A 19,415-nucleotide genomic window follows, 5' to 3' on the forward strand; every position below is an offset into this window, starting at 1 on the left:
TGGGTGGTGAGGTTAGTCAGTTGAAAGGCTTCCTTGAGAAGGGATTCATCAAGGTTGAGGGTAATTTGCATAGGATGGATATTAGATTGAAGTATGGGTGATTATTCTCTTTACATTTTAATCCGATAGATGACTAACCCAACTCTGGGCATATCTTTGTTAGTTGGCCCTCAAACCTTAAGCTACATACGGCAATGGCGTAGTGCCTTCGGCATCGTACTTAAACTCACAGTTTCAATCAATGTGCATGGTGCGTTCCCCAAAATCGATCGGTGGAGCAGTAAGACCCCCATTAGGGAACGCACCCTAGGGCTGGTTAGACAGTGACCCACGGATCAACTTAAACTGCTCAATGCCTGGATTGTAACCGTACCACCCTCGATTACATCAAGCTGCATCCGATAGCCGTAGAGTAAACCCATACCAACCAAAGGTTCTGTATCCGATTCGTTTATATCAATTCGCCGCAACTCTCCATCCCAAATATAGCGTTTCCTGTTCGCAAGAGGTACATTGTCGATGGTGAAAAGTTTAATCAGCAAAGGTTTCACTGTGCCACACAGGTGTGAGAAACGCTATAACTAAACCACGATACACATCGAAAATACAAGTGCTTCCATCCCCCAGGATTCCCTCTTCACGTTTATATGCGCGTAAGTTGAGATCGGCAAGCACTGAGGAAGGCAGAGTCAGAAAACCTGTAAATCCTGTATCAATGACAGCATCGATCATTTGCCTCTGTGAATCTAAATTGCCTACGACCAGTCGGATAGTCGCCTCACAGTTTTGATCAACAATTCCTTGCATCATAGAGTTATTGCAAACGACCGACACCAAAGCGATGAACTCCTCTATGACCAATCCGAACGCACCAGATTTGAGCGTCGGGGCAACGTTCTAGCAATCGGTCTGAAGCAGTCATCGTATCCTTTGCTAATTCAAAGGCTCCTGTCTCAATATCGATCGCCACAATTTTGCCATAGTTGCCTTCCTCGACTTGGGGACGTACCTGAGATTGATAAATCTCATTACCACGTCGAGCGAATTCTTCTTTACTGTAGCGGGGTTGTCTAACTGTCATTGAAGCGACCCTGGGGCGACTTTTGCCCCTCTATTTTAACCAAACATTGGGAATCTTCCCTAACATTCCTCAACTGGGCCCACCAGAGCGGCATCGCACTTAGACTCACAGCTTCAATCCATGGGCAGGGTACGTTCCCCAAAATCGATCGGTGGGGCAGTGGGAGCCAGATTAGGAAACGCACCCTACAAGATCGGCGATCGCACTTTTTTAGAATTCATAATTAAATGTCCTAATATCAGGTTCAAATGCTTCCTTTACAAGTTCTTTACTCTTCTCAGAATAGTAACTCTGATATGGTTTTGTATTTGATACATTTAGTTTTGGTAACGAGACGGAGATTCCAATGCGAGAGCATATTTCGTTGAAGTCATTATCTAGGCTTTCATATCTCCCAACAAAGTCAACAAGCAACTCATTGTTATCATATATAAAATCTTTTTGATATCTAACTTCATTTTCACATCGCCATTTTATATATTCTTCAAAGCTACCTAAATTTTTTGTTAACTCATGCTGATGATGTGTTTCTGATTTCAACGCATATTTGTAGAGTGAAACTTGCCAATCCCATGGGTTTCTGACTACAGCAAATGAAAAATACTCATTGAATTTCTCTGCTCCAAAACTCTCTTTTATTTTGGATGCATTGACATGCGCAGGAAATGGATGAGGATCAAAGAAAGGAGAAGGAAAGCCCACCTTTTTTATCAACCTATAAGCTTTCCACTGCCATGTACTTATTGCAAATGGTCGTAGCGCCGTTGTAATACTTGTGCCAGCATTCTTATAAATATGGACGAATATAAACTTGTATTCTCTCGATATCAGCATGCGTATTATTCTCCTCGTGCCTAACTACATATTATAGGTCAACTTTCTATATAACACTCTCCAGAGTAACGATATGAGTCAACCTTCTGTATATCACTCCATTTAGGCGCAATCGCAAGAAACTTTCTCTATATCACACCCAAAAGCGTGTTAGCCAGATTAGTTTACTGCAAACAATCTCTTTTAAGGAGACTTATCACAGAAGCTTTCTATAATTCTAGCAAAGATTCTTAGATCTGACTGCACTTTGTCACAAAATTTTACTATTATTTTGACACTCTTAATGGTTAGAAGGGAAACATTGATCGCCAAGTCTGGTCAATTTTTGTCCAACGCATTTCAGGAAATGAACTAAATAAGTAGCTAGAGATAATTAATTACACATATTTAACTACCTCTTGCCTATTCTAACCAAGAAATTAATTTTGCACCACTACTTATTACTTAATTACTATTTATTTTGTAATTTTATCACTAATTCGTGGAAAGGTTGCCAATCATCGTTATAAGTAATTGCCTCCCAAACCGATTCGATTAGCGGTCTAAGTAAAGCGGTTTTAGGATTATAATGCTTTAAGGTATCGCCAATTTGAGACAAGGAATCTGAGGGTGATTGATTTAAGACCAAACTATATAACTCTCGCCAACGTTGCCAATCAGCTTTCGGTAAATCCATATTTTCAAGAATTAGAGAACTATTTTCTCGCCAACCGTAATTAAATTGTTCACTTAATTGATAGAAAAATTCGTGATAACCGAGGCTGGTTTCTTGGAGAACTTCCACAGTTTTGCTGACCAGTAAAGCGGATTCGGGAGTAAAAATATCCTCAAAACCTAACTTTTTGAGCATCATTTTTTGATAATAAAAATTGTAATGGTGGTCATAGTTAGCCAAAGCCATATCTAACTCTAACAACGAGACAACCATGGACAGGGGAGATTGCAGTAACTCTAGATTTAAACGACAGATAAAAGGCTGATTACCATAACTATAACGGCCACCGTAGTCGAAATAGGCCGCCGTAAATTGGGGGTTATAGGAAGGAATAAAAGCGTAGGGACCATAATCGAAACTTTCCCCAGTAATTGACATATTATCGGTATTGAGAACCCCATGACAAAAACCTGCAGCCATCCATTGGGATGCTAATTTAGCCGTTCTTTCGATTAAAGCATCGTAAAATTTTAAATAGCGATCGCTATCTTGGGGATTGATTTCAGGATAATAATAAATAATCACATGATCGAGGAGTCTTTTAATTAAATCACTACGTTTAATATGAAATAAACGCTCAAAAGTCCCGAAACGAATATGAGAATTACTAACTCGAATCATCACCGAAGATCGCGTCGGGGAAGGTTCATCGCCGCGCCAGAGAGCTTCCCCCGTTTCCACCAAACTCAAACAGCGAGAGGTATTCACCCCCAAACCGCGTAAAGCTTCCCCGGCTAAGACTTCTCTAACTCCACCCTTGAGAGTTAACCTACCGTCAGCATGACGGGAATAGGGAGTCCGTCCCGATCCTTTCGTACCAAAATCGTATAATTTGCCATCAATACCCCTAACTTGACCGTAGAGAAAACCGCGACCATCTCCCAAGAAAGGATTATACTCGCCAAATTGATAACCGTGGTAACGCAGGGCTAAAAAAGGGGTCAGGGATTGAAATTTACCAAAAGCCTCGATAAAATGCTCATCTAAGGTTAATTCTGGCTGAATTCCCACCAAAGGTAATAAAGCATCATTGCGAAAACGAAGGATATGACTGGGAAAATCCGCGGCTGCAACTTGATCGTAGTATTGGTCCCCCAAGTCCTGCATGGCGCTTTCGTAAGGGAGACTGAGAAAGGGATTGGTGAGATGGTCTGTCATAGTGGTGGTGTCGATCGAGCGTTGAGGCGATAAAGTGATAAAGATAGCCAAAAAATTTTCCTACTGAGACTATCCAACAGCGATGCCCGATTCTATTATGTATCAAGGGGACTATTTTCTTGTCCTTGAGGCCGATCAACCCGAACAATTCCAGACTCCCGACCAGTTGCGGGATAAGTTAAAAGATTTAATCACCGCAAAACCAGAGATTTGTCCCCGACAATTGGCGAAATTCTCTAGTTTTGAGGAAAAAGCTCTCTATCTGCGCGATAATTACTGCGAGTTAGACCTGGGTGAGGAGGGTTATTTACAATGGTATGTGGTCCGTTTGGAAAAATAAGGGAACCCATTATTAAGTAGTTAGGTGTTAAGTAGTAGTGCAAAATAAATTTCCCTAGTGAAGAAAGGCAAAAGGCAAGAGGCAAAAGGTGGTTAGATATGTGTAATTAATTTTGCTTAAGTACTTAAAAACTGTCAGACACCCCCTTATCAAGTAGGGCTGTTTTATTCTCCCATCAGAATATCAAAAGTAAAAGCGATCACTGTCTTTGTAAAATGAGGAGTGACCGCCAAACTTTAAAATATATGTTGAGCTTAATAGAAAAACTGAAACAAGTCAAGGACTTTCGGAAAGATCAAGGAAAAAGACACCCTTTATGGATAGTATTAGTAGTAATAATACTGGGAACAATGCTAGGATACTCAAGTTATAGAGAGCTAGGAGAGTTTGCTAAAGTTATCAGTTATCATTTATCAGATGCGAGTTATCAGTTTACTGTTTACTGATAACTGAAAAAAAGCTCACCACTTCCCACTCTCCTATTAAACAAGATTGAGAATGACTAACTATTCTATCATCAGTCATAGCGAGGTAAAATTATAGATTATGGAATCACCTATCGAACGTTTCCGACTATCTCAAACTGCCAAAGATAGCCTAATAAAATTAAAACGCTACACCAAAATTGACCAATGGAATATCCTCTGTCGTTGGGCTTTTTGTCGTTCCCTTGCTGAACCGAGTCTCCCCTCTCCCGTTCCCATTCCTGCCGATAGCAATGTAGAATTATCTTGGAAAGTATTCGGGGGAGAAATGGCCGATATTTTCCTAATTGCCCTCAAACAACGTTGTCATCAAGACGGATTAGGAACCGATAAAGAAACTCTAACTCAACAATTTCGCTTACATTTACATCGCGGGATCGGTTATCTTGCTGGGGATACCAAGCTAAAGAAAATCGATAATTTAATCGAATTAGAAAGAGAAAATCTCAGAGAATCTTAATCAAGGGGGTTTATCCTTAATCCTTCCGAGATAACCCGACCGAAAACTGTCAGCTAGGCTATACTTAACCCAGCTACACTAATAATGGTTTAAACTCACCTTAAAAAACTTTTGGTCGGCCTAAAGTAGTGATATAGATAACTGCTTCATCGGAGGGAATTCCTAAGACTTCATTAACTTGATCATCAAAAAAACCACCGATACCACTAACCCCTAACCCCATATGAATAGCTGCTAAATTTAATCTCTGTCCCAAATGGCCCGCATCTGCATGAAGATAACGATAGACTCGATCGCCGTATTTAGCCACTGCTTTTGACAGATCCGCCGTATGAAAAACCACAGCAGCCGCATCTCGTCCCAAATCCTGACCCAAACAGAGATAATGTAACTCTTGCCGGAAATTTTTAAAGCGAATTTGCCGCAATTCTTGGGCTTTGGGAGCATAATAATAACAGCCTTCCTCTAATCCAGTTACTGCCGAAACAGCGATAAAAGTTTCCAATAAATCTAGATCAAAATAATCGGGATTGGGATCGAGATTTTGGTCGGCATAATCTTGGGGTTGATAGGTAAAATGCAGCAGCGCTCGCAATTCGTTTAAACTGAGACTAGCGCCACTATAAGCGCGGGTAGATCTGCGTTTAAGCATCGTACTTTCCAGATCGATTAAATCTTGCCCCCAATTGACGGGACGGGATGTCACGGAAACTTTTAGACAAAAAGGAAAATTATATTTATCTTCCCAATTAGACGGAGTAACGGCTGCTTCTATCTTTTCGTCTGCATCTATGATAGTGGCTCGCTGTAGGGAGCTTAATAATTCTCCCTCGGCAATTTTGGGATAAAGAGTCGTGGTTGCCGAAGGGAGTGCCGTGGTACTAGGGGGGAGATTTTGCCGGATATTGAGCAGATCTGCCAAAGCAATCACCGTCATGACACTTTCTTTCTCGGAATCGAGATAAAGCAATTCATTCATCTGGCTATCGTTAAAACCACCGATTAAATGGGCGCGATAGTCATTAATCGAGGCTGATAGCTCAATATTGCCCAATAAATGCCCTGTATCGAGGAAAATACGCCGATAAGCTCGATCTTCGTAGCGCCAAGCGGATCGATAAAAAATGGCACTGGTAACTAAAGCGATATCGGTATTTTCTAAAACAGGATTCCAGAAACAAGCAGATTGTAGGTGGGTCCAGACATCACTTTCCCAGAATAAAAGCAGCGAGTGACTTTGACCTTGGTAACTGTAGAGACCGGCGGGTAAAAATTCCGTGCCACGGGAGATCAGATAGACCTCGGCGGGGTATAATCCACCAGCAGAGGGTGCGGAACGTAGGTACAAGGGACTCCCCATAGTAGCGATTTTGGCAGTTAAACCATAGCTACAGCCCAAAATTCGCGATATACGTCGCCAAAAGTCCCCTTTTTGGGGAACCGTTTGACGGGAGAGGTAGGGTTTGAGATCGAAAGTCTGACCAATTTTGTATTCTTTGAAGGGATAGGGTTGTTGACTCCAATCAAGACCTTTACTTTTTGAGGCGATCGTCTGGGGGTCGTATTTGGTCCGCTCGTGGTAGTATTGGGCGATCGAGATTGGCTGATCTGGCATGATAAAGATAGGCTGTCTAAGCTTTACTTTTTAGTGTAATATCGATGACCCCAAAAAAATCAACCGGCCAGAGAGTTGATCGGCTAAAAGTAAAGATAATCACCAATTTCACCTACATAAAATCTATGGAAATTATCGCTGTTTTACTGGGAGTTTTCGGTTTAGGCACAGGTGCGGGTTTATTAGTCATCCGTAACTATTACCATATCTGTCAACCGAGTGAAGTTTTAATTTTTGCCGGTAGTCGTCGTCCCACGGCCACGGGCAAAACCATCGGTTATCGTTTGGTAAAAGGGGGCAGCAGTATTCGTTTACCTATGCTAGAACAAGTGTATCGAATGGACCTGACGAACATGATCATCGATCTCAAGGTGGTTAATGCCTATTCTAAGGGCGGTGTGCCGTTGATCGTCACCGGGGTGGCAAATATTAAAATTGCTGGGGAAGAACCGATTATTTATAATGCGATCGAGCGTTTATTGGGCAAGAAACGCAAGGAAATTGAACAATTGGCTAAAGAAACCCTCGAGGGCAATTTGCGCGGTGTCTTGGCGAATTTAACCCCAGAACAAGCGAACTCCGATCAGATCGCTTTCGCTAAAAGTCTCCTGGAAGAAGCGGAACAGGATCTGGAAAAATTGGGTTTAGTTTTGGATAGTTTGCAGATCCAGAATATCTCCGATGAGGTGCGTTATCTCGATTCGATCGGACGGAAGCAGAAAGCCGAATTACAGAGAGATGCCCGGATAGCCGAAGCAAAAGCCCGAAAAACATCGATTATCAAGGCTTCCGAGAATCAACGCCTAACCGCTTTGCGTCGTATCCAAAAAGATTTAGAAATAGCCAAAGCTGACGCAGAAAAACGGGTGCGCGACACTCAAACTAAGCGCGGCGCCATGATTGCTGAGGTAGAATCGGTGGTTATGTCGGATTTAGCTAAAGTACAGGCCGAAGTGGCGGTACAAACTGCCCGAATTAAGCAGGTGAAACAGCAATTACAAGCAGATGTGATCGCCCCTGCGGCGGCGGAATGTCAACAAGCGATCGCAAAAGCCCGGGGGGAAGCGGCCAAAATTATCGAACAGGGGAAAGCGCAAGCGGAAGGAACCAAAAAACTGGCAGCCTCTTGGCAAGGAGCGGGAAATAACGCTAAAAACATCTTTTTATACCAAAAATTGGAGTTATTGCTGAAATTAATGGTCGCTAGTGTCCCAGAAGTGCAGGTGCAAACGGTGACGGTAGTGGACGGGGGTGATAGTAATCTTGTCCCCAAAATGACTGCCTTTGCCGAACAATTGCGTCAAGCTACCGGAGTGGATCTGGTACAAATGGCTAATCGCATAGCACAAACCGAGCCATCTGTCAAGGGCAAAGACACAAATTTTGATTTTAAACAATTGCCCTCCTGAATCAGTTATCAGTTATCAGGAGACAGGAGACTCCGAGACAGGAGACTCCGAGACAGGAGACTCCGAGACAGGAGATTATTTCTATTTATTCTCCCCACACCCCACACCCCACACCCCACACCCCACACCCCACACCCCACACCCCACACCCCACACCCCACACCCCACACCCCACACCCCACACCCCACACCCCACACACCTTTAGCTAATAGCTGCAAACCAGAGATTGTCCACTAAAATATTAATCAAGTTTGGAGACCACCGCCATGGATGACTTAATTAATGCTCCCTCCCCTTCTCCCCAAGACATAGAAATGACGCGGACTCCCCCCTGGGGAACGGTGACGGTATTGGAGGAAGGTCCCCGGTATCGCATCAATCGCATTGTCATTAAACCCGGCCATCACATGAGTACCCAAATGCACTACCATCGCAGTGAACACTGGATTGTCGTCTCGGGTACAGCGCGGGTAATCTGTGATGAAAAAGAAACTCTCCTCAAACAAAAAGAATCTACATACGTTCCTATGAATACCCGTCATCGGTTGGAAAACCCCGGTTCTATTCCTCTGGTGATGATTGAGGTGCAAAATGGCGAATATTTGGGAGATGATGATATTCACCGTTTTGATGATCGAGAATAGGACAGTTTTCTCCCGTATATACTTTAGTTATTTGCCAAAATCTCGATCGTGGATGAAAAAATTATCCTAGTTACAGGGGCTGCCCGTTCTGGGAAAAGTGAATGGGCCGAATATTTAGCCAAAATCAGCCAAAAACCCGTTATTTATATCGCCACCTCCTCGGTGGATGAAAAAGATCAAGAATGGTGCGATCGCATTGAAAGACACCGGCAGCGACGTTTACCCCAATGGCAAACCCAAGAAATTCCCCGACAATTAAGCGAAACTATTGATAATAGTCCATTTACTCACTGTTTATTGATCGATTCCCTCGGTACTTGGGTAGCCAATTGTTTAGAAATGTCGGCAGCTGAATGGTTAGAAATTAGCGATCGATTCTTGTATTCCCTCAAAAATGCGGCGGTTGATGTTATTCTGGTAGCGGAAGAAACCGGTTGGGGTGTGGTTCCCGCTTATCCCCTCGGTCGTCTGTTTCGCGATCGTTTAGGCGATCTCTGTCGTAGAATTGGCACAATAGCAGACGCGGTTTATCTAGTTACCGGCGGCCATGCTCTTAATTTAAGTCAATTGGGTCAGTCTTTGTCGATAATTGGGCAATAGAGAAGATGAGCAACGATTATCAGCGTCAAGTGATTGATTTTTATGCCCTTCGTCACGATTACGATAACGATTTTACACAAGCTCGCGCCCTTAAATTAGTAAATTATCTCTATTTACAAAAAAGCCAATCTGTGCTAGACGTGGCAACGGGAACGGGATTTATTGCGGTCGCAATTGCCCCAAAAGTAAAAAGTGTCATCGGGGTTGATTTGACACCAGAAATGATTGCCAGAGCCGAAAAAAAGCTAGAAGCATTAAATATCGAGAATATTGACCTGATTAACGCCGATATAGCTGCCATTGACTTTGCCGAGTCTAGTTTTGATCTGATTACCTGTTCTCTGGCGATCGCACTTTTCCCCGATATCCCGCAAGTGCTGGCAAAATGGTATCAATGGTTAAAAAAAGGCGGTTCGATCGCTTTTTCCTGTAATAATTTAGAATCCCACTTCCTACCCTTGATCAGTGGTGTTTGTCGCGAAACCTATGGTTTTGAGTTGCCTAATCTGCATACTCCCATCGCCACCCCAGAAAAATGCCATCAATTGCTGGAAAATGCGGGATTTACCAATATATCGGTCAATGTCGAGCAGTTAGGTCGATATTTGCCCCTAGAAACCGCCAAAAACTTCTGGTATGGGCAGTATTTTTATCCTCAGGATAACCCTTTCGACCGCCTATCGGCTGCCGAAATTGCGACTCTAGTGAACAATTATCGCCGAGAAATCGAGAAAAATGCCACCGATCAGGGAGTATGGCAAGATGCAACCACTTTTTTTGTCACTGCTAGTAAAAGTTAGAAAAAGATCATGAGTCAAGTTAAAACCATCTCCGGACGAGCTTTACCCTTGCGAGGCAACGATATTGACACCGATCGCATTATTCCGGCTCGTTTTTTGCGTTGTATCACCTTTGAAGGTTTAGGCGAACAAGTGTTCGCCGATGATCGAGCCGCTTTACAGGGGAGTCATCCTTTCGATCTACCCCAGTACCAAGGGGCGAAAATTTTGGTAGTCAATGGTAATTTTGGTTGTGGCTCTTCTCGGGAACACGCACCGCAAGCGATTTTACGTTGGGGAATTCAAGCAATTATCGGGGAAAGTTTCGCCGAAATATTTTTTGGCAATTGTATCGCTAATGGGGTTCCCTGTGTCACTGCCGAGGCTAAAACCATCACCCATTTACAGGATTTAATTGCAGCTAATCCCGAAATTCCCGTCGATCTTTCCTTGACAACCATGACAGTGGAATGGGGGGATTTTGTCGCTACCGTCTCTATGAATGAAGGTTCCCGACAGATGTTAATAGAAGGTGATTGGGATACCTGCGGACAGCTTTTACAAAATCTCGATCTAATTCAATCTACCGCCCAAAAGTTACCCTATTTAAGTTTCGTTTAGGGAAACAATCTAGGCTGAGGGTGCGTTAGTAATAGATTAACGTACCCCGGCAGGGATTTTGTTGGAAATGCAGCATCTGTAAATATTAAAAAATCTGCCCTATGACTAATCCTGATAATAATCTCCAAAATATCCAAGAACCGATTTTAAACGCTCCCGAAGATGTGCGAAAAATCATCGATCGCGTTTTAAAATTGGAAAGAGATAAGTTATACCAGCGCAATCCTCGCAATATCAATGATGATGTTTTAACAATTATTAAAGAAGTAATCCAATAATTAGTTATCAGTTATCAGGAGTCAGGAGACAGGAGTTAGGAGTCAGTAGTTAGGAGATTAGTTTTATTTATTCTCCCCGCTCCCTTCTCCCCACCTCATAATTTATAATTCATAATTCCCACTTCCCCATCATCCCCTCACTCTAACTATGAAACTACTATCAATAAAGTTATGTAATTTTCGACAATTTTATGGCAAGACTCCTGAGATACATTTAGCGGCAAGTTCTCGCAATACAACGGTAATTTATGGCAATAATGGAGCGGGAAAAACAACAATTTTAAATGCTTGTACCTGGGTACTTTATGAAAAATTTACGGCAGCTTTTGCCGAACCAGAGTTATTAGTTAATAAACGGGCAATTACCGAAGTAACCACGGGAACTTCCATAGAATGTTCGGCAGAAGTAAACTTTGAACATGAAAATAAACGCTATCAGGTAAAACGAAAATTTTTCGCCTACCAAGATGTAAATAGCAAAATTAAATACGGTTCAAATAGTTTATATATGCTCTACGCTGGTGATGATGGCAATTGGTACACACCCAATCAACCACCAGAGGATATTATTAATCAAATTTTACCCGAAAGTTTACACCGTTATTTCTTTTTTGATGGGGAATATATCGATCATCAATTTCGCAGTAGTAGCCAAGGTAAAATCGCCGAGGATACAAAAGAATTATTGGGAGTTAAAGTATTAGACCGAGCGATCGAGCATTTAAAAAAAGCCAAAAAATCTTTACAAGATGATCTTAAAGATTTAGGTGAATCGGATTTAAAAAAGTTATTGAAACAGGAAAGTAAAATTGAGCAGGATTTCGAGAAATTAAAACAGCGTCAGCAGGATATTATTAGCCAGTTATCCCAGCAAGAAGAATTAAAAAAAGCCGTTACTAATCGCTTACTAGAGTTAAGTGGTGCCGAGGAATTAAAACAGTTAAAAGAAAAATTAGAACAACAGGAAAGAAATCTGCGGCAAGATTTAGTCAGAACTAAGGATAAGTTAAAGAAATTAATTTCCCAGCAAGCTTATCAAGTCTTTTTAAAAGGAATTAATCAAAATTTTCAGCAATTAATCGATCGCCTACGACAACAAGGGGAATTACCCAGTGGTATCAAACAGCAATTTGTCCAACAATTATTAGATCGGAAAAAATGTATTTGTGGTCATGAATTACAGGAAAATAGCCAAGCTTATTTAGAGGTACAAGACTGGATGAATAAAGCAGGAATGGCCGATGTAGAAGAAGCGGCCATTCGCTTATCTTCCACAGTCAAAGAAATGGATAAACGGGTCTTAGATTTTTGGCAAGAAGTGGATAGTTATCAAGCTAATATTCACCAGTGGCGCTTAGAATTATCTTTGGTAGAATCAGAATTAGATGAAGTGCGGGATAAATTTCGCCATTATCCCGATGAAGATATTAAAAATCTGCAATCTCGCTTAGATGCGATCGAGGATTCCCTAAAAGATTTACGCTTGGAACAGGGCAGCAATAAAAATCAACTAGATATCTATGAAAAAGAGTTAGAATCCCTGCAAAAACAGGTACAGAAACAGCAACAAAAAGAGGAAAAATCTAATTTAGGACAACGACGTATTTTAGCGACTCAAGAGGCAATTAATCGCATTAGTGAGGTAAGACAGAGATTAGAAAATCAGTTTCGTTTGTCCTTAGAAAAACGGGTACAGGAAATCTTTAGCTCAATTTCTTTTACTCCCTATATTCCCCGTATTAGTCCCGATTACGAGGTAAGACTATTAGAAAATACCACAGGATTCGCCATTCCCGTAGCAGCTTCCACCGGAGAAAATCAGATTCTCAGTTTATCTTTTATCGGGGGAATTATCGATCGAGTGCGAGAATGGAGTCAGAAAAATACTTTGATGGGAATTGATAGCAGCACTTTTCCTCTGGTGATGGATTCTCCTTTTGGTAGTCTTGATCATATCTATCGTCGGCAAGTTGCGATCGCGATTCCTAAATTAGCCAATCAGTTAATTGTTTTAGTGACAAAAACTCAATGGAGAGGAGAAGTAGAAACCGAGATTTCTCCCTATATTGGTAAAGAATATGTGTTAGTTTATAATTCTCCGAAAGCGGATTGTCAAGAGGATTTAATTAATCTTTATGGTGTTGATTATTCTCTAGTGAAACGCAGTCCTAATAATTTTGAATATACGGAAATTATCGAAGTTAATCGATTTTCCTCCTGACTGTTAAATTCTGTTGTTATAACTAAATTTTAACTTCTAATAAAACGATCGATTGCTGTGTTCATTACCCCCACACGACTGGATAATTCCACAAGTTCCGTGGTGACAATATTATAATCCCCTAAATATTTATGGAGATTAGTTCCCTCTTGTTGATTGCCAATTTCTACTAACCTTTCCTCTCGCAATTCTTGCAAATGATCGAGGATATTTTCTAAAGTATCTTCGAGGGGAGGTAAGGGAAGAGGAGGATTATTTGTTTGCAAAGCTTGGGTTAATTGCGTCAAAGCTTGGGTTATTTGTTGCGTGAACAGACTTAGATTAGGATGGGGAGGACTACCGCGATATTGTTCCAATTCCGTCAATAAAACTGTCACCCCGCGACCAAAACGAGGAATATAATTACTTAAAGTGATTGCCGGTTCCATTTGTGGAAAGGGTGTGCTAGGATCATCAATTAATCTTTGTAGGGCCGTTTGCATAGTTGTATTTGCTCGTCGAGCTTTATTGCGATGGGAAGATAAAATTGCAGTTTGATAGGATGATTCTCCTAAATAAACTGCCATAACTGACTGAAAATATATTTGATTAGCTTCTAATGCTTTAATGGCAGCGAGGGAAAAACGTTCATCTTCATTAACCCGTAAAAAACCGAAGGAAAGTACAAAAGCTAAAGCACTACCAATTAAAGTATAAACTATTCTGATATACTCTAAATTAATCCCGTCATTGCTGGCATCCAGACGACTGATGATTAAAGCAAAAATTGTGATAAAAAATACGGCCAAACTATAGTGAAATCGCACCAAAGCTAAAGCGATCGCTATAGAAATAACCCCAATAATTTCTAACCAGATCGAATTATCTATAATTGGCAACAATGCCAAAACAAAAAACGAGCCTAAAATCGTGCCAAACACCCGATTAAAAAAGCGTTGAAAAGTCAAGCTAAAATCTGGTTTTAAGACAATAACTAAGGTTAAACCAATCCAAAAACTATGGGTAATTCCTAGCTTATTGTAGATCAACACTCCTACGGCACTTCCCAAACCCAAGCGTAAACCATGACGAAATAGGGGCGATTCTAGATTAAAATTAGACTTTAAGGGTTCCCACCAAGCTTTTTCTTGACCGTACTCTTTTTCTATCCCTTCAAAGTTCCGCTGCCAGGGATTTTTTTTATCGGAAAAGTTTTCGCTTTGTTGCAAATGTTGCGCTGTTTCACTGGCTATTTTTAGCTGTTTAGATAATTTTTTTAAACGATTATTTAATTGCGAAATGGCCACATAACTGGTATAATCATCTTGGGCGTTTTCTAAAACTTTAGCTTGCAGGTTTTTTTGTTGCTCGATCGCTTTGAGTAATAGCTGCAAACGCTCACAATCCGGTCGTTTATTTCTACCCAAAATTAACCAGGCAATATCTTCGCTAATTTCCGCCACTTGCACGAGAATATCTTCTAATAAAATACCCACCGTGGTCAGTTGTGGCAAGGGATGAAGATGAAGCAATTCTCGCAGCGCAATTAAGCTGGTATTAATGCGATCGCTATCTTCAATCAAGACGATTAACAATTCCCGCAGCTCACTCTTTCCCCAACGTCCCCGACGGGTTAAGGTGACAGTTTTCCTGGAACGGAGCAACAGTTGGCGGATTTTGTTAAAAGATGGCTCCTCATTAGCATTAGAACGAGAGTTTAAGGGCAAAGAGCGGAGATAGGTGGCGATACCCTGAAAATTTTCCGCTGTTACCTGACGTAAAGGCTGATTAGGGCGAAAAGGCCAGATAAACAGGGCTAAAAAAATTGTCCATCCCCCTCCCAACACAGCGATTCCGGCCCGTTGTAAAGCGACGACAATATCCCCCGATGGCAAAGAAACAGCAAAAAGCAGCAATAAACTAATTACTACCCCAGCTAACGCCCCATTTTCCCCGTACACTGTCAAATAACCCGCCAGAAACAACCCGAAAAAAACTATCACTACGGTCAATCCTAGCCAAGCACTGGCTAATGTGCCAATAATCAAAGCTAGAGCCATCCCGATAGTCGTAGCGACTAGGGTTTTCGCTCTCAGGCAGTAAAGCCCCCCCACATCGGCTAAAATCAAGATTTGAGCCGCTAAACCGACCATTAACCCCAATTCTGACTGATCTAAAATATCACCGATAATAATCGGTACTGCGAGCGCCAATAAAGTCCGAATCCCCCGCTCGATCTCGATATCGCCACTAGGACGCAATAAAAAAGCAAATCGCTGAAGTAGCATAAATTCACTGAAAACTTAACTCTTGAACCTGATAACATAGCTACCGATCAATAATTTTAGGGCAGCCAACGGGGTTTAAAACCGGCGTTGAGTTCTTGAGGTAAAATTTTCGGGGTGCTATTGGGACTGAATTGATCGGGGAGTGGTAATAACCAGAGACGACCATCGGCAATGCTCGACCCCTCCCCAGTGACTAAATCATTGCCGACTCCAAAGGGTATGGTTGCTAACTGATCAAATAATAAGGCCACGCCATCGGGAGACATACTCATCTGCACGTCACGATAATTAGGTAAGGCCAGCAGTGGCATCATTTTACCCGTTTTTAGCTCAATAATCCCTAAAAATGGTTCTTCTTTCACTTTGCCATCGCTGCCCATAACCAGATCACTTTTCAGACAGTAAAGGGTTTTTTCCTGTCGCGGTTCAAATTCACAGCTAATAATCGGATTAGCTGTTCTTAATAGTAGTCTTGACTCTCCCTGATCGTTGAGCAAAAATAGCGATCGCTGATTATCCAGTTCTGATTTCACCATTAATTTTTGGCGACCATCCCGGGAAAAAGCGAGTATTTTCTCGTAGGTAGGCAAAAATTGCGGTTTTCCCCCTTGTACATCCAAAGGAATCACCGCTACCCCTCCCGTTTGACTGACAACCGCTTTTTTACCGTCGGGAGATAGTAAAAAATTATCCCCTTGCATTCCTAACGGTCGCGATTGTCCATCATCCCTGATTACCCATAAACTGGCATCCCCCGGATTCCCATGATTAATTCTCTGCACGATTAGGGTTTTGCCGTTATCTGAGAGATCAAAGCGCAGATTTTGATAGGTTTTCGCATCTAAAAACCTTTCTATACGACCACTGGGCAAATTTTGACCATTTTCAGCATGATTTAAACCCGTAGTAATTGTGTAAAGTTGCTGTTTTGGGGTATCTCGTCCTAAGTCAGAGCGATCGAAGGCCGAGAATAAAATTCTATCCCCCCTCGGATAGATTTGAAAATCCGTGACCACCAGATCCCCAGGGGTAAGGATGGTTTTTTTCAGTTCTGTGACGTTATTTGCCCCCTGAATGATATTACAGACGATTAAACGGCCTCTTTCCTCTTGGTTGACTCCAATATAGGCAAAAGCTCGATCGTGGCTGTAAAATTCGCCGATAAAGTCCTCACCTTGGGCAATGGGTAACTTTACTTGATATTTCTTGCCGTAGATGGGCAATTCCGTCAAAGTATAGGTCAAGCGATCTCCGGCCCAGCTAATTTTACCCGGTAAGGGAGGATTGATCACCAAGCTGGTTTCCACGTCCGAACGGTCAATCGGTCGATTAAAACTTAAAGTAAAATAATTGTCCCTAACGCCGATTTTTCGCCCTTGCCAGCTAAAATTCTCCCCTCGCGTAGGAACTTGATTTCCCTGGATCAAAATCGACGATATCGCGGCAATTAAGGCCAAAATAGTCGCTAACACTAAGCGATCGAACCAAGCTAATCTTTTCATCAGTTATCAGTTATCAGGAGTCAGTTATCAGTATTCGGTCGTCGGTCGTCAGGAGATTGTTTTTATTTATTCTCCCATCTCCCCCCTCTACAATAATTACTCCCAACCAGAAACACCTTGGCTGCATATCATACTTTGTGCTTTTTGTCAAAAAAACTTTTTTTTTGCAACAAAACTACATAAAAAAAAGATCATCGTTGTGGGTGAAATTGACTGATTTACCCGTTTTAATTAGGATCACCTTCTAGGTGTGGCGAGGGTTTTAACCATTGCTGCCCAAAAAAGCACAGAACAGCCGACTATGAAATTTTATCAAATCGCTGTAACCATCACAACATCGTTGTTAAATAATAATCTTTCTCAATTAATTCTTAAGGATTTATAAATATTGCGGAATGTTAATTTAAATATTCTCAAGTTTTTACGGTCAATAAATAATTTTTACTTATCTTTGTCCAAAATTGGGTTAGAAGTCAGGAGTCAGGAGTCGGGAGTCGGGAGTCGGGAGTCAGGAGATTATTTTTATTTGTTCTTCCCACACCCCACACCCTACACCCCACACCCTACACCCGTTCGGACCTCGGCGTGAGCTCGGTCGAACGCTGAGCTCACGGCCGAAGCCCACACCCTACACTCCACACCCCACTTCCCACTTTCTCATCAGCTTTAGTAATGATTGTCATCGGTTTTTTCAATCGAATAAATAAAAACGCCCCCAAAAAGGAAGCGTTTTTTAACTTATCATGAGGACTTAGCAAAATGTGTGCAGAGTTAGAACGCGGATGTTGGATGGGGATCCAGCATCTGTTTATTTTTAACCATTGATCGCCGCTGCCGTCAAGGCCATGGGGATAGCATCACCGGAAGCTAAATCGAGGGGGAAGTTATGAGCGTTGCGTTCGTGCATTACTTCAAAACCAATGTTAGCGCAGTTGATCACATCCGCCTAAGTTGCGGTCTCGCGTAGCGAGCGCGTTGCGACCGCACGTCCCTGGGAATCGATAATCGACTGGTTAAAGTTGAAACCCTTGAGGTTAAAAGCCATGGTTGAGATACCTTTTTTGGGTTTATTTATTTCAAAAATTATCTCTTTATTTGTATATTTTTAAACTTGTATTAAATTGATTTAAGTTTTGTAAAAAGTAGTTGACAAAATCCGATCGAGATCAAGGATAACCCTATCCTTAAGGTTGACAAAATATGGTAAGGTGGACTGAGTAATAAAACTTATCACTAAAATCAGTGACAAGTGCCAAATTCACCAGAGAAGGCTAAATATAACTATGTCCAAACGGTTTAAATTCGACTCCTCCGAGATGATTTATCTCACCGATAAACTGATGAATGCGGCCAGCAATCGTTACTCCATCGTCGTGCAAGTCGCTAGACGGGCCAAACGCGTCCGCTACGATACCGTAGAAAATATCGATGACCCGATGATTAAACCCGTCCAACGGGCCCTGATGGAAATGACCGACGAATTAACCGAACCGGAATTATTACGCGATTAATCCCCTAAAATTGCCAGGGAACCCACCCTTACATTTCATCGGGGTTGATACCCAGTGATCTTAGTCTTTCCGCTAGTCGTTGGGCTTTTTGTTCCGCTTCCTCTTTGGCTAAACGTTCTTGCTCGGCGATCGCTTCTGCTTCCTCTTTGGCTAAACGTTCTTGCTGGGCATTCAAACGTTCTTGTTGGGCGATTAAACTTGCTTGCTCGGCGATTGCCGCTGCTGCCCTCGCCCTTTCCTCGGCGGTTAAATAGCGATTTCCCGATCGATCGTACCAATACAGCCATTCTCGCACCCAAGCGATATGTTCTCCCTGCTCATATCCCAAGGCTAACCCGATTTCTGGCAACCATACCCGATTATTTTCAGGCTCTAAAAGCTCGTATTTCCCCGCTATCAGCTTATAAACCGCTAATCTCTCTCTATTTTTAAACCTTCCCCTTCTACCGCTTAAGGGATTATAAATGACGTAATAGAGAATCCCTAGGGTTTGATAATCCGCTAACTTTCCCTCATATTCCCCATTATATTTCTCAGAAATCACTTCCAAGGCCAATATCGGCATAATATAAGCTTCTTCCCAGAGAACATAGCTTAATCTTCCCCTTTCGCCGGTATCGTGTTTGACTCCAATGGCTAAAAATCCATCCGGTATGATTGCCGGTTCGTCGGGATTGTAATAAACTCCCATATCGACACCAAAATCTGAGAGGGGGACAAGCGAGCTAGAAGGTAGATAGGGCAAGCGATATCGCTCTTTGTCCTTTGATGTAATCCTTCAACCGATAGCGGCTAATTTGCATTAGCTCTTCTATATTTTTTTGGAACATTTGATGTAGCTGGAGCCAATGATAGAGATGTTGACCCACATAAAAACTGCTGTGTCTGCGTTGA

18 protein-coding genes and 3 pseudogenes are annotated in these 19,415 nt (G+C 42.0%); 11 read left to right on the forward strand and 10 right to left on the reverse strand.

All coding sequences use genetic code 11. The annotated features are described in order from the left end of the window. From ACOCD9_RS09850 to ACOCD9_RS09870, 5 genes are all read right to left on the reverse strand, one after another. On the reverse strand, nucleotides 1-71 hold a 71-nt coding region (locus tag ACOCD9_RS09850; protein ID WP_419547281.1), incomplete at its 3' end, for a type II toxin-antitoxin system VapB family antitoxin. Between the two features lie 460 nt (nucleotides 72-531). After that, entirely contained in the window at nucleotides 532-810 is a 279-nt protein-coding gene (locus ACOCD9_RS09855; protein ID WP_396888627.1) for a hypothetical protein, read from the reverse strand. Between the two features lie 4 nt (nucleotides 811-814). After that, complete coding sequence (locus ACOCD9_RS09860; RefSeq protein ID WP_002765250.1) at nucleotides 815-1,081, reverse strand: hypothetical protein; 267 nt, start codon at nucleotides 1,079-1,081, stop codon at nucleotides 815-817. 210 nt (nucleotides 1,082-1,291) lie between these two features. Next, on the reverse strand, nucleotides 1,292-1,915 hold the full coding sequence (locus ACOCD9_RS09865; RefSeq protein WP_287704058.1) for a sulfotransferase family 2 domain-containing protein: 624 nt from the start codon (nucleotides 1,913-1,915) through the stop codon (nucleotides 1,292-1,294). A gap of 451 nt (nucleotides 1,916-2,366) precedes the next feature. Then, nucleotides 2,367-3,839, reverse strand: a complete 1,473-nt coding sequence (locus tag ACOCD9_RS09870) for a protein adenylyltransferase SelO (protein WP_419547276.1) — start codon at nucleotides 3,837-3,839, stop codon at nucleotides 2,367-2,369. Between the two features lie 31 nt (nucleotides 3,840-3,870). On the opposite strand from ACOCD9_RS09870, the gene ACOCD9_RS09875 reads away from it, so the two are divergent. The 3 genes and pseudogenes from ACOCD9_RS09875 to dndE all read left to right on the forward strand — a co-directional run bounded on the left by ACOCD9_RS09875 (nucleotide 3,871) and on the right by dndE (nucleotide 5,073). Further along, a complete protein-coding gene (locus tag ACOCD9_RS09875; RefSeq protein WP_045358403.1) occupies nucleotides 3,871-4,128 on the forward strand; it encodes a chlororespiratory reduction protein 7 in 258 nt (85 codons plus the stop codon). A gap of 245 nt (nucleotides 4,129-4,373) precedes the next feature. Beyond that, nucleotides 4,374-4,544 (forward strand): annotated as a pseudogene (locus ACOCD9_RS09880) (transposase family protein); the annotation flags it as partial. A gap of 130 nt (nucleotides 4,545-4,674) precedes the next feature. After that, the gene (gene dndE, locus ACOCD9_RS09885) at nucleotides 4,675-5,073 is read left to right on the forward strand and encodes a DNA sulfur modification protein DndE (protein WP_004160206.1); all 399 of its coding nucleotides are present in this window, start codon (nucleotides 4,675-4,677) and stop codon (nucleotides 5,071-5,073) included. A 100-nt stretch (nucleotides 5,074-5,173) separates the two neighbouring features. Here the strand turns inward: dndE and ACOCD9_RS09890 are convergent, their stop codons facing one another. Next, nucleotides 5,174-6,688, reverse strand: a complete 1,515-nt coding sequence (locus ACOCD9_RS09890) for a SagB/ThcOx family dehydrogenase (RefSeq protein ID WP_287704064.1) — start codon at nucleotides 6,686-6,688, stop codon at nucleotides 5,174-5,176. 125 nt (nucleotides 6,689-6,813) lie between these two features. Here ACOCD9_RS09890 and ACOCD9_RS09895 point away from each other — a divergent pair, with 125 nt between their 5' ends. From ACOCD9_RS09895 to ACOCD9_RS09925, 7 genes are all read left to right on the forward strand, one after another. Next, nucleotides 6,814-8,097: a flotillin family protein gene (locus ACOCD9_RS09895; RefSeq protein WP_287704066.1), complete on the forward strand. Its 1,284-nt coding sequence runs from the start codon at nucleotides 6,814-6,816 to the stop codon at nucleotides 8,095-8,097. Nucleotides 8,098-8,364: 267 nt separating this feature from the next. Continuing rightward, nucleotides 8,365-8,742, forward strand: coding sequence for a phosphomannose isomerase type II C-terminal cupin domain (locus tag ACOCD9_RS09900; RefSeq protein ID WP_002801624.1), 378 nt, complete (start codon nucleotides 8,365-8,367; stop codon nucleotides 8,740-8,742). 48 nt (nucleotides 8,743-8,790) lie between these two features. Continuing rightward, nucleotides 8,791-9,342, forward strand: coding sequence for a bifunctional adenosylcobinamide kinase/adenosylcobinamide-phosphate guanylyltransferase (gene cobU / locus ACOCD9_RS09905; protein ID WP_012266502.1), 552 nt, complete (start codon nucleotides 8,791-8,793; stop codon nucleotides 9,340-9,342). Nucleotides 9,343-9,347: 5 nt separating this feature from the next. After that, entirely contained in the window at nucleotides 9,348-10,142 is a 795-nt protein-coding gene (locus ACOCD9_RS09910) for a class I SAM-dependent methyltransferase (protein ID WP_419547278.1), read from the forward strand. Nucleotides 10,143-10,151: 9 nt separating this feature from the next. Then, complete coding sequence (gene leuD, locus ACOCD9_RS09915) at nucleotides 10,152-10,742, forward strand: 3-isopropylmalate dehydratase small subunit (protein ID WP_150976178.1); 591 nt, start codon at nucleotides 10,152-10,154, stop codon at nucleotides 10,740-10,742. Between the two features lie 101 nt (nucleotides 10,743-10,843). Then, nucleotides 10,844-11,020, forward strand: a complete 177-nt coding sequence (locus ACOCD9_RS09920; RefSeq protein WP_002737666.1) for a hypothetical protein — start codon at nucleotides 10,844-10,846, stop codon at nucleotides 11,018-11,020. A gap of 148 nt (nucleotides 11,021-11,168) precedes the next feature. Then, nucleotides 11,169-13,241, forward strand: a complete 2,073-nt coding sequence (locus ACOCD9_RS09925) for an AAA family ATPase (protein WP_287704072.1) — start codon at nucleotides 11,169-11,171, stop codon at nucleotides 13,239-13,241. Nucleotides 13,242-13,270: 29 nt separating this feature from the next. Here ACOCD9_RS09925 and ACOCD9_RS09930 read toward each other — a convergent pair whose 3' ends face one another. The 3 genes and pseudogenes from ACOCD9_RS09930 to ACOCD9_RS09940 all read right to left on the reverse strand — a co-directional run. Continuing rightward, nucleotides 13,271-15,508, reverse strand: coding sequence for an FUSC family protein (locus ACOCD9_RS09930; RefSeq protein WP_419547279.1), 2,238 nt, complete (start codon nucleotides 15,506-15,508; stop codon nucleotides 13,271-13,273). Between the two features lie 56 nt (nucleotides 15,509-15,564). Then, a complete protein-coding gene (locus ACOCD9_RS09935) occupies nucleotides 15,565-17,010 on the reverse strand; it encodes an Ig-like domain-containing protein (RefSeq protein ID WP_287704076.1) in 1,446 nt (481 codons plus the stop codon). Nucleotides 17,011-17,824: 814 nt separating this feature from the next. Next, nucleotides 17,825-18,067, reverse strand: a pseudogene (locus ACOCD9_RS09940) (photosystem II q(b) protein); the annotation flags it as partial. A 226-nt stretch (nucleotides 18,068-18,293) separates the two neighbouring features. On the opposite strand from ACOCD9_RS09940, the gene ACOCD9_RS09945 reads away from it, so the two are divergent. Continuing rightward, entirely contained in the window at nucleotides 18,294-18,521 is a 228-nt protein-coding gene (locus ACOCD9_RS09945; RefSeq protein WP_002761217.1) for a DNA-directed RNA polymerase subunit omega, read from the forward strand. A gap of 28 nt (nucleotides 18,522-18,549) precedes the next feature. Here the strand turns inward: ACOCD9_RS09945 and ACOCD9_RS09950 are convergent. Further along, a pseudogene (locus tag ACOCD9_RS09950) lies at nucleotides 18,550-19,224 on the reverse strand (Uma2 family endonuclease); the annotation flags it as partial. Nucleotides 19,225-19,415: the final 191 nt, after the last annotated feature.

The organism is Microcystis sp. (assembly GCF_048564745.1).
Lineage (GTDB): Bacteria > Cyanobacteriota > Cyanobacteriia > Cyanobacteriales > Microcystaceae > Microcystis > Microcystis ichthyoblabe_A.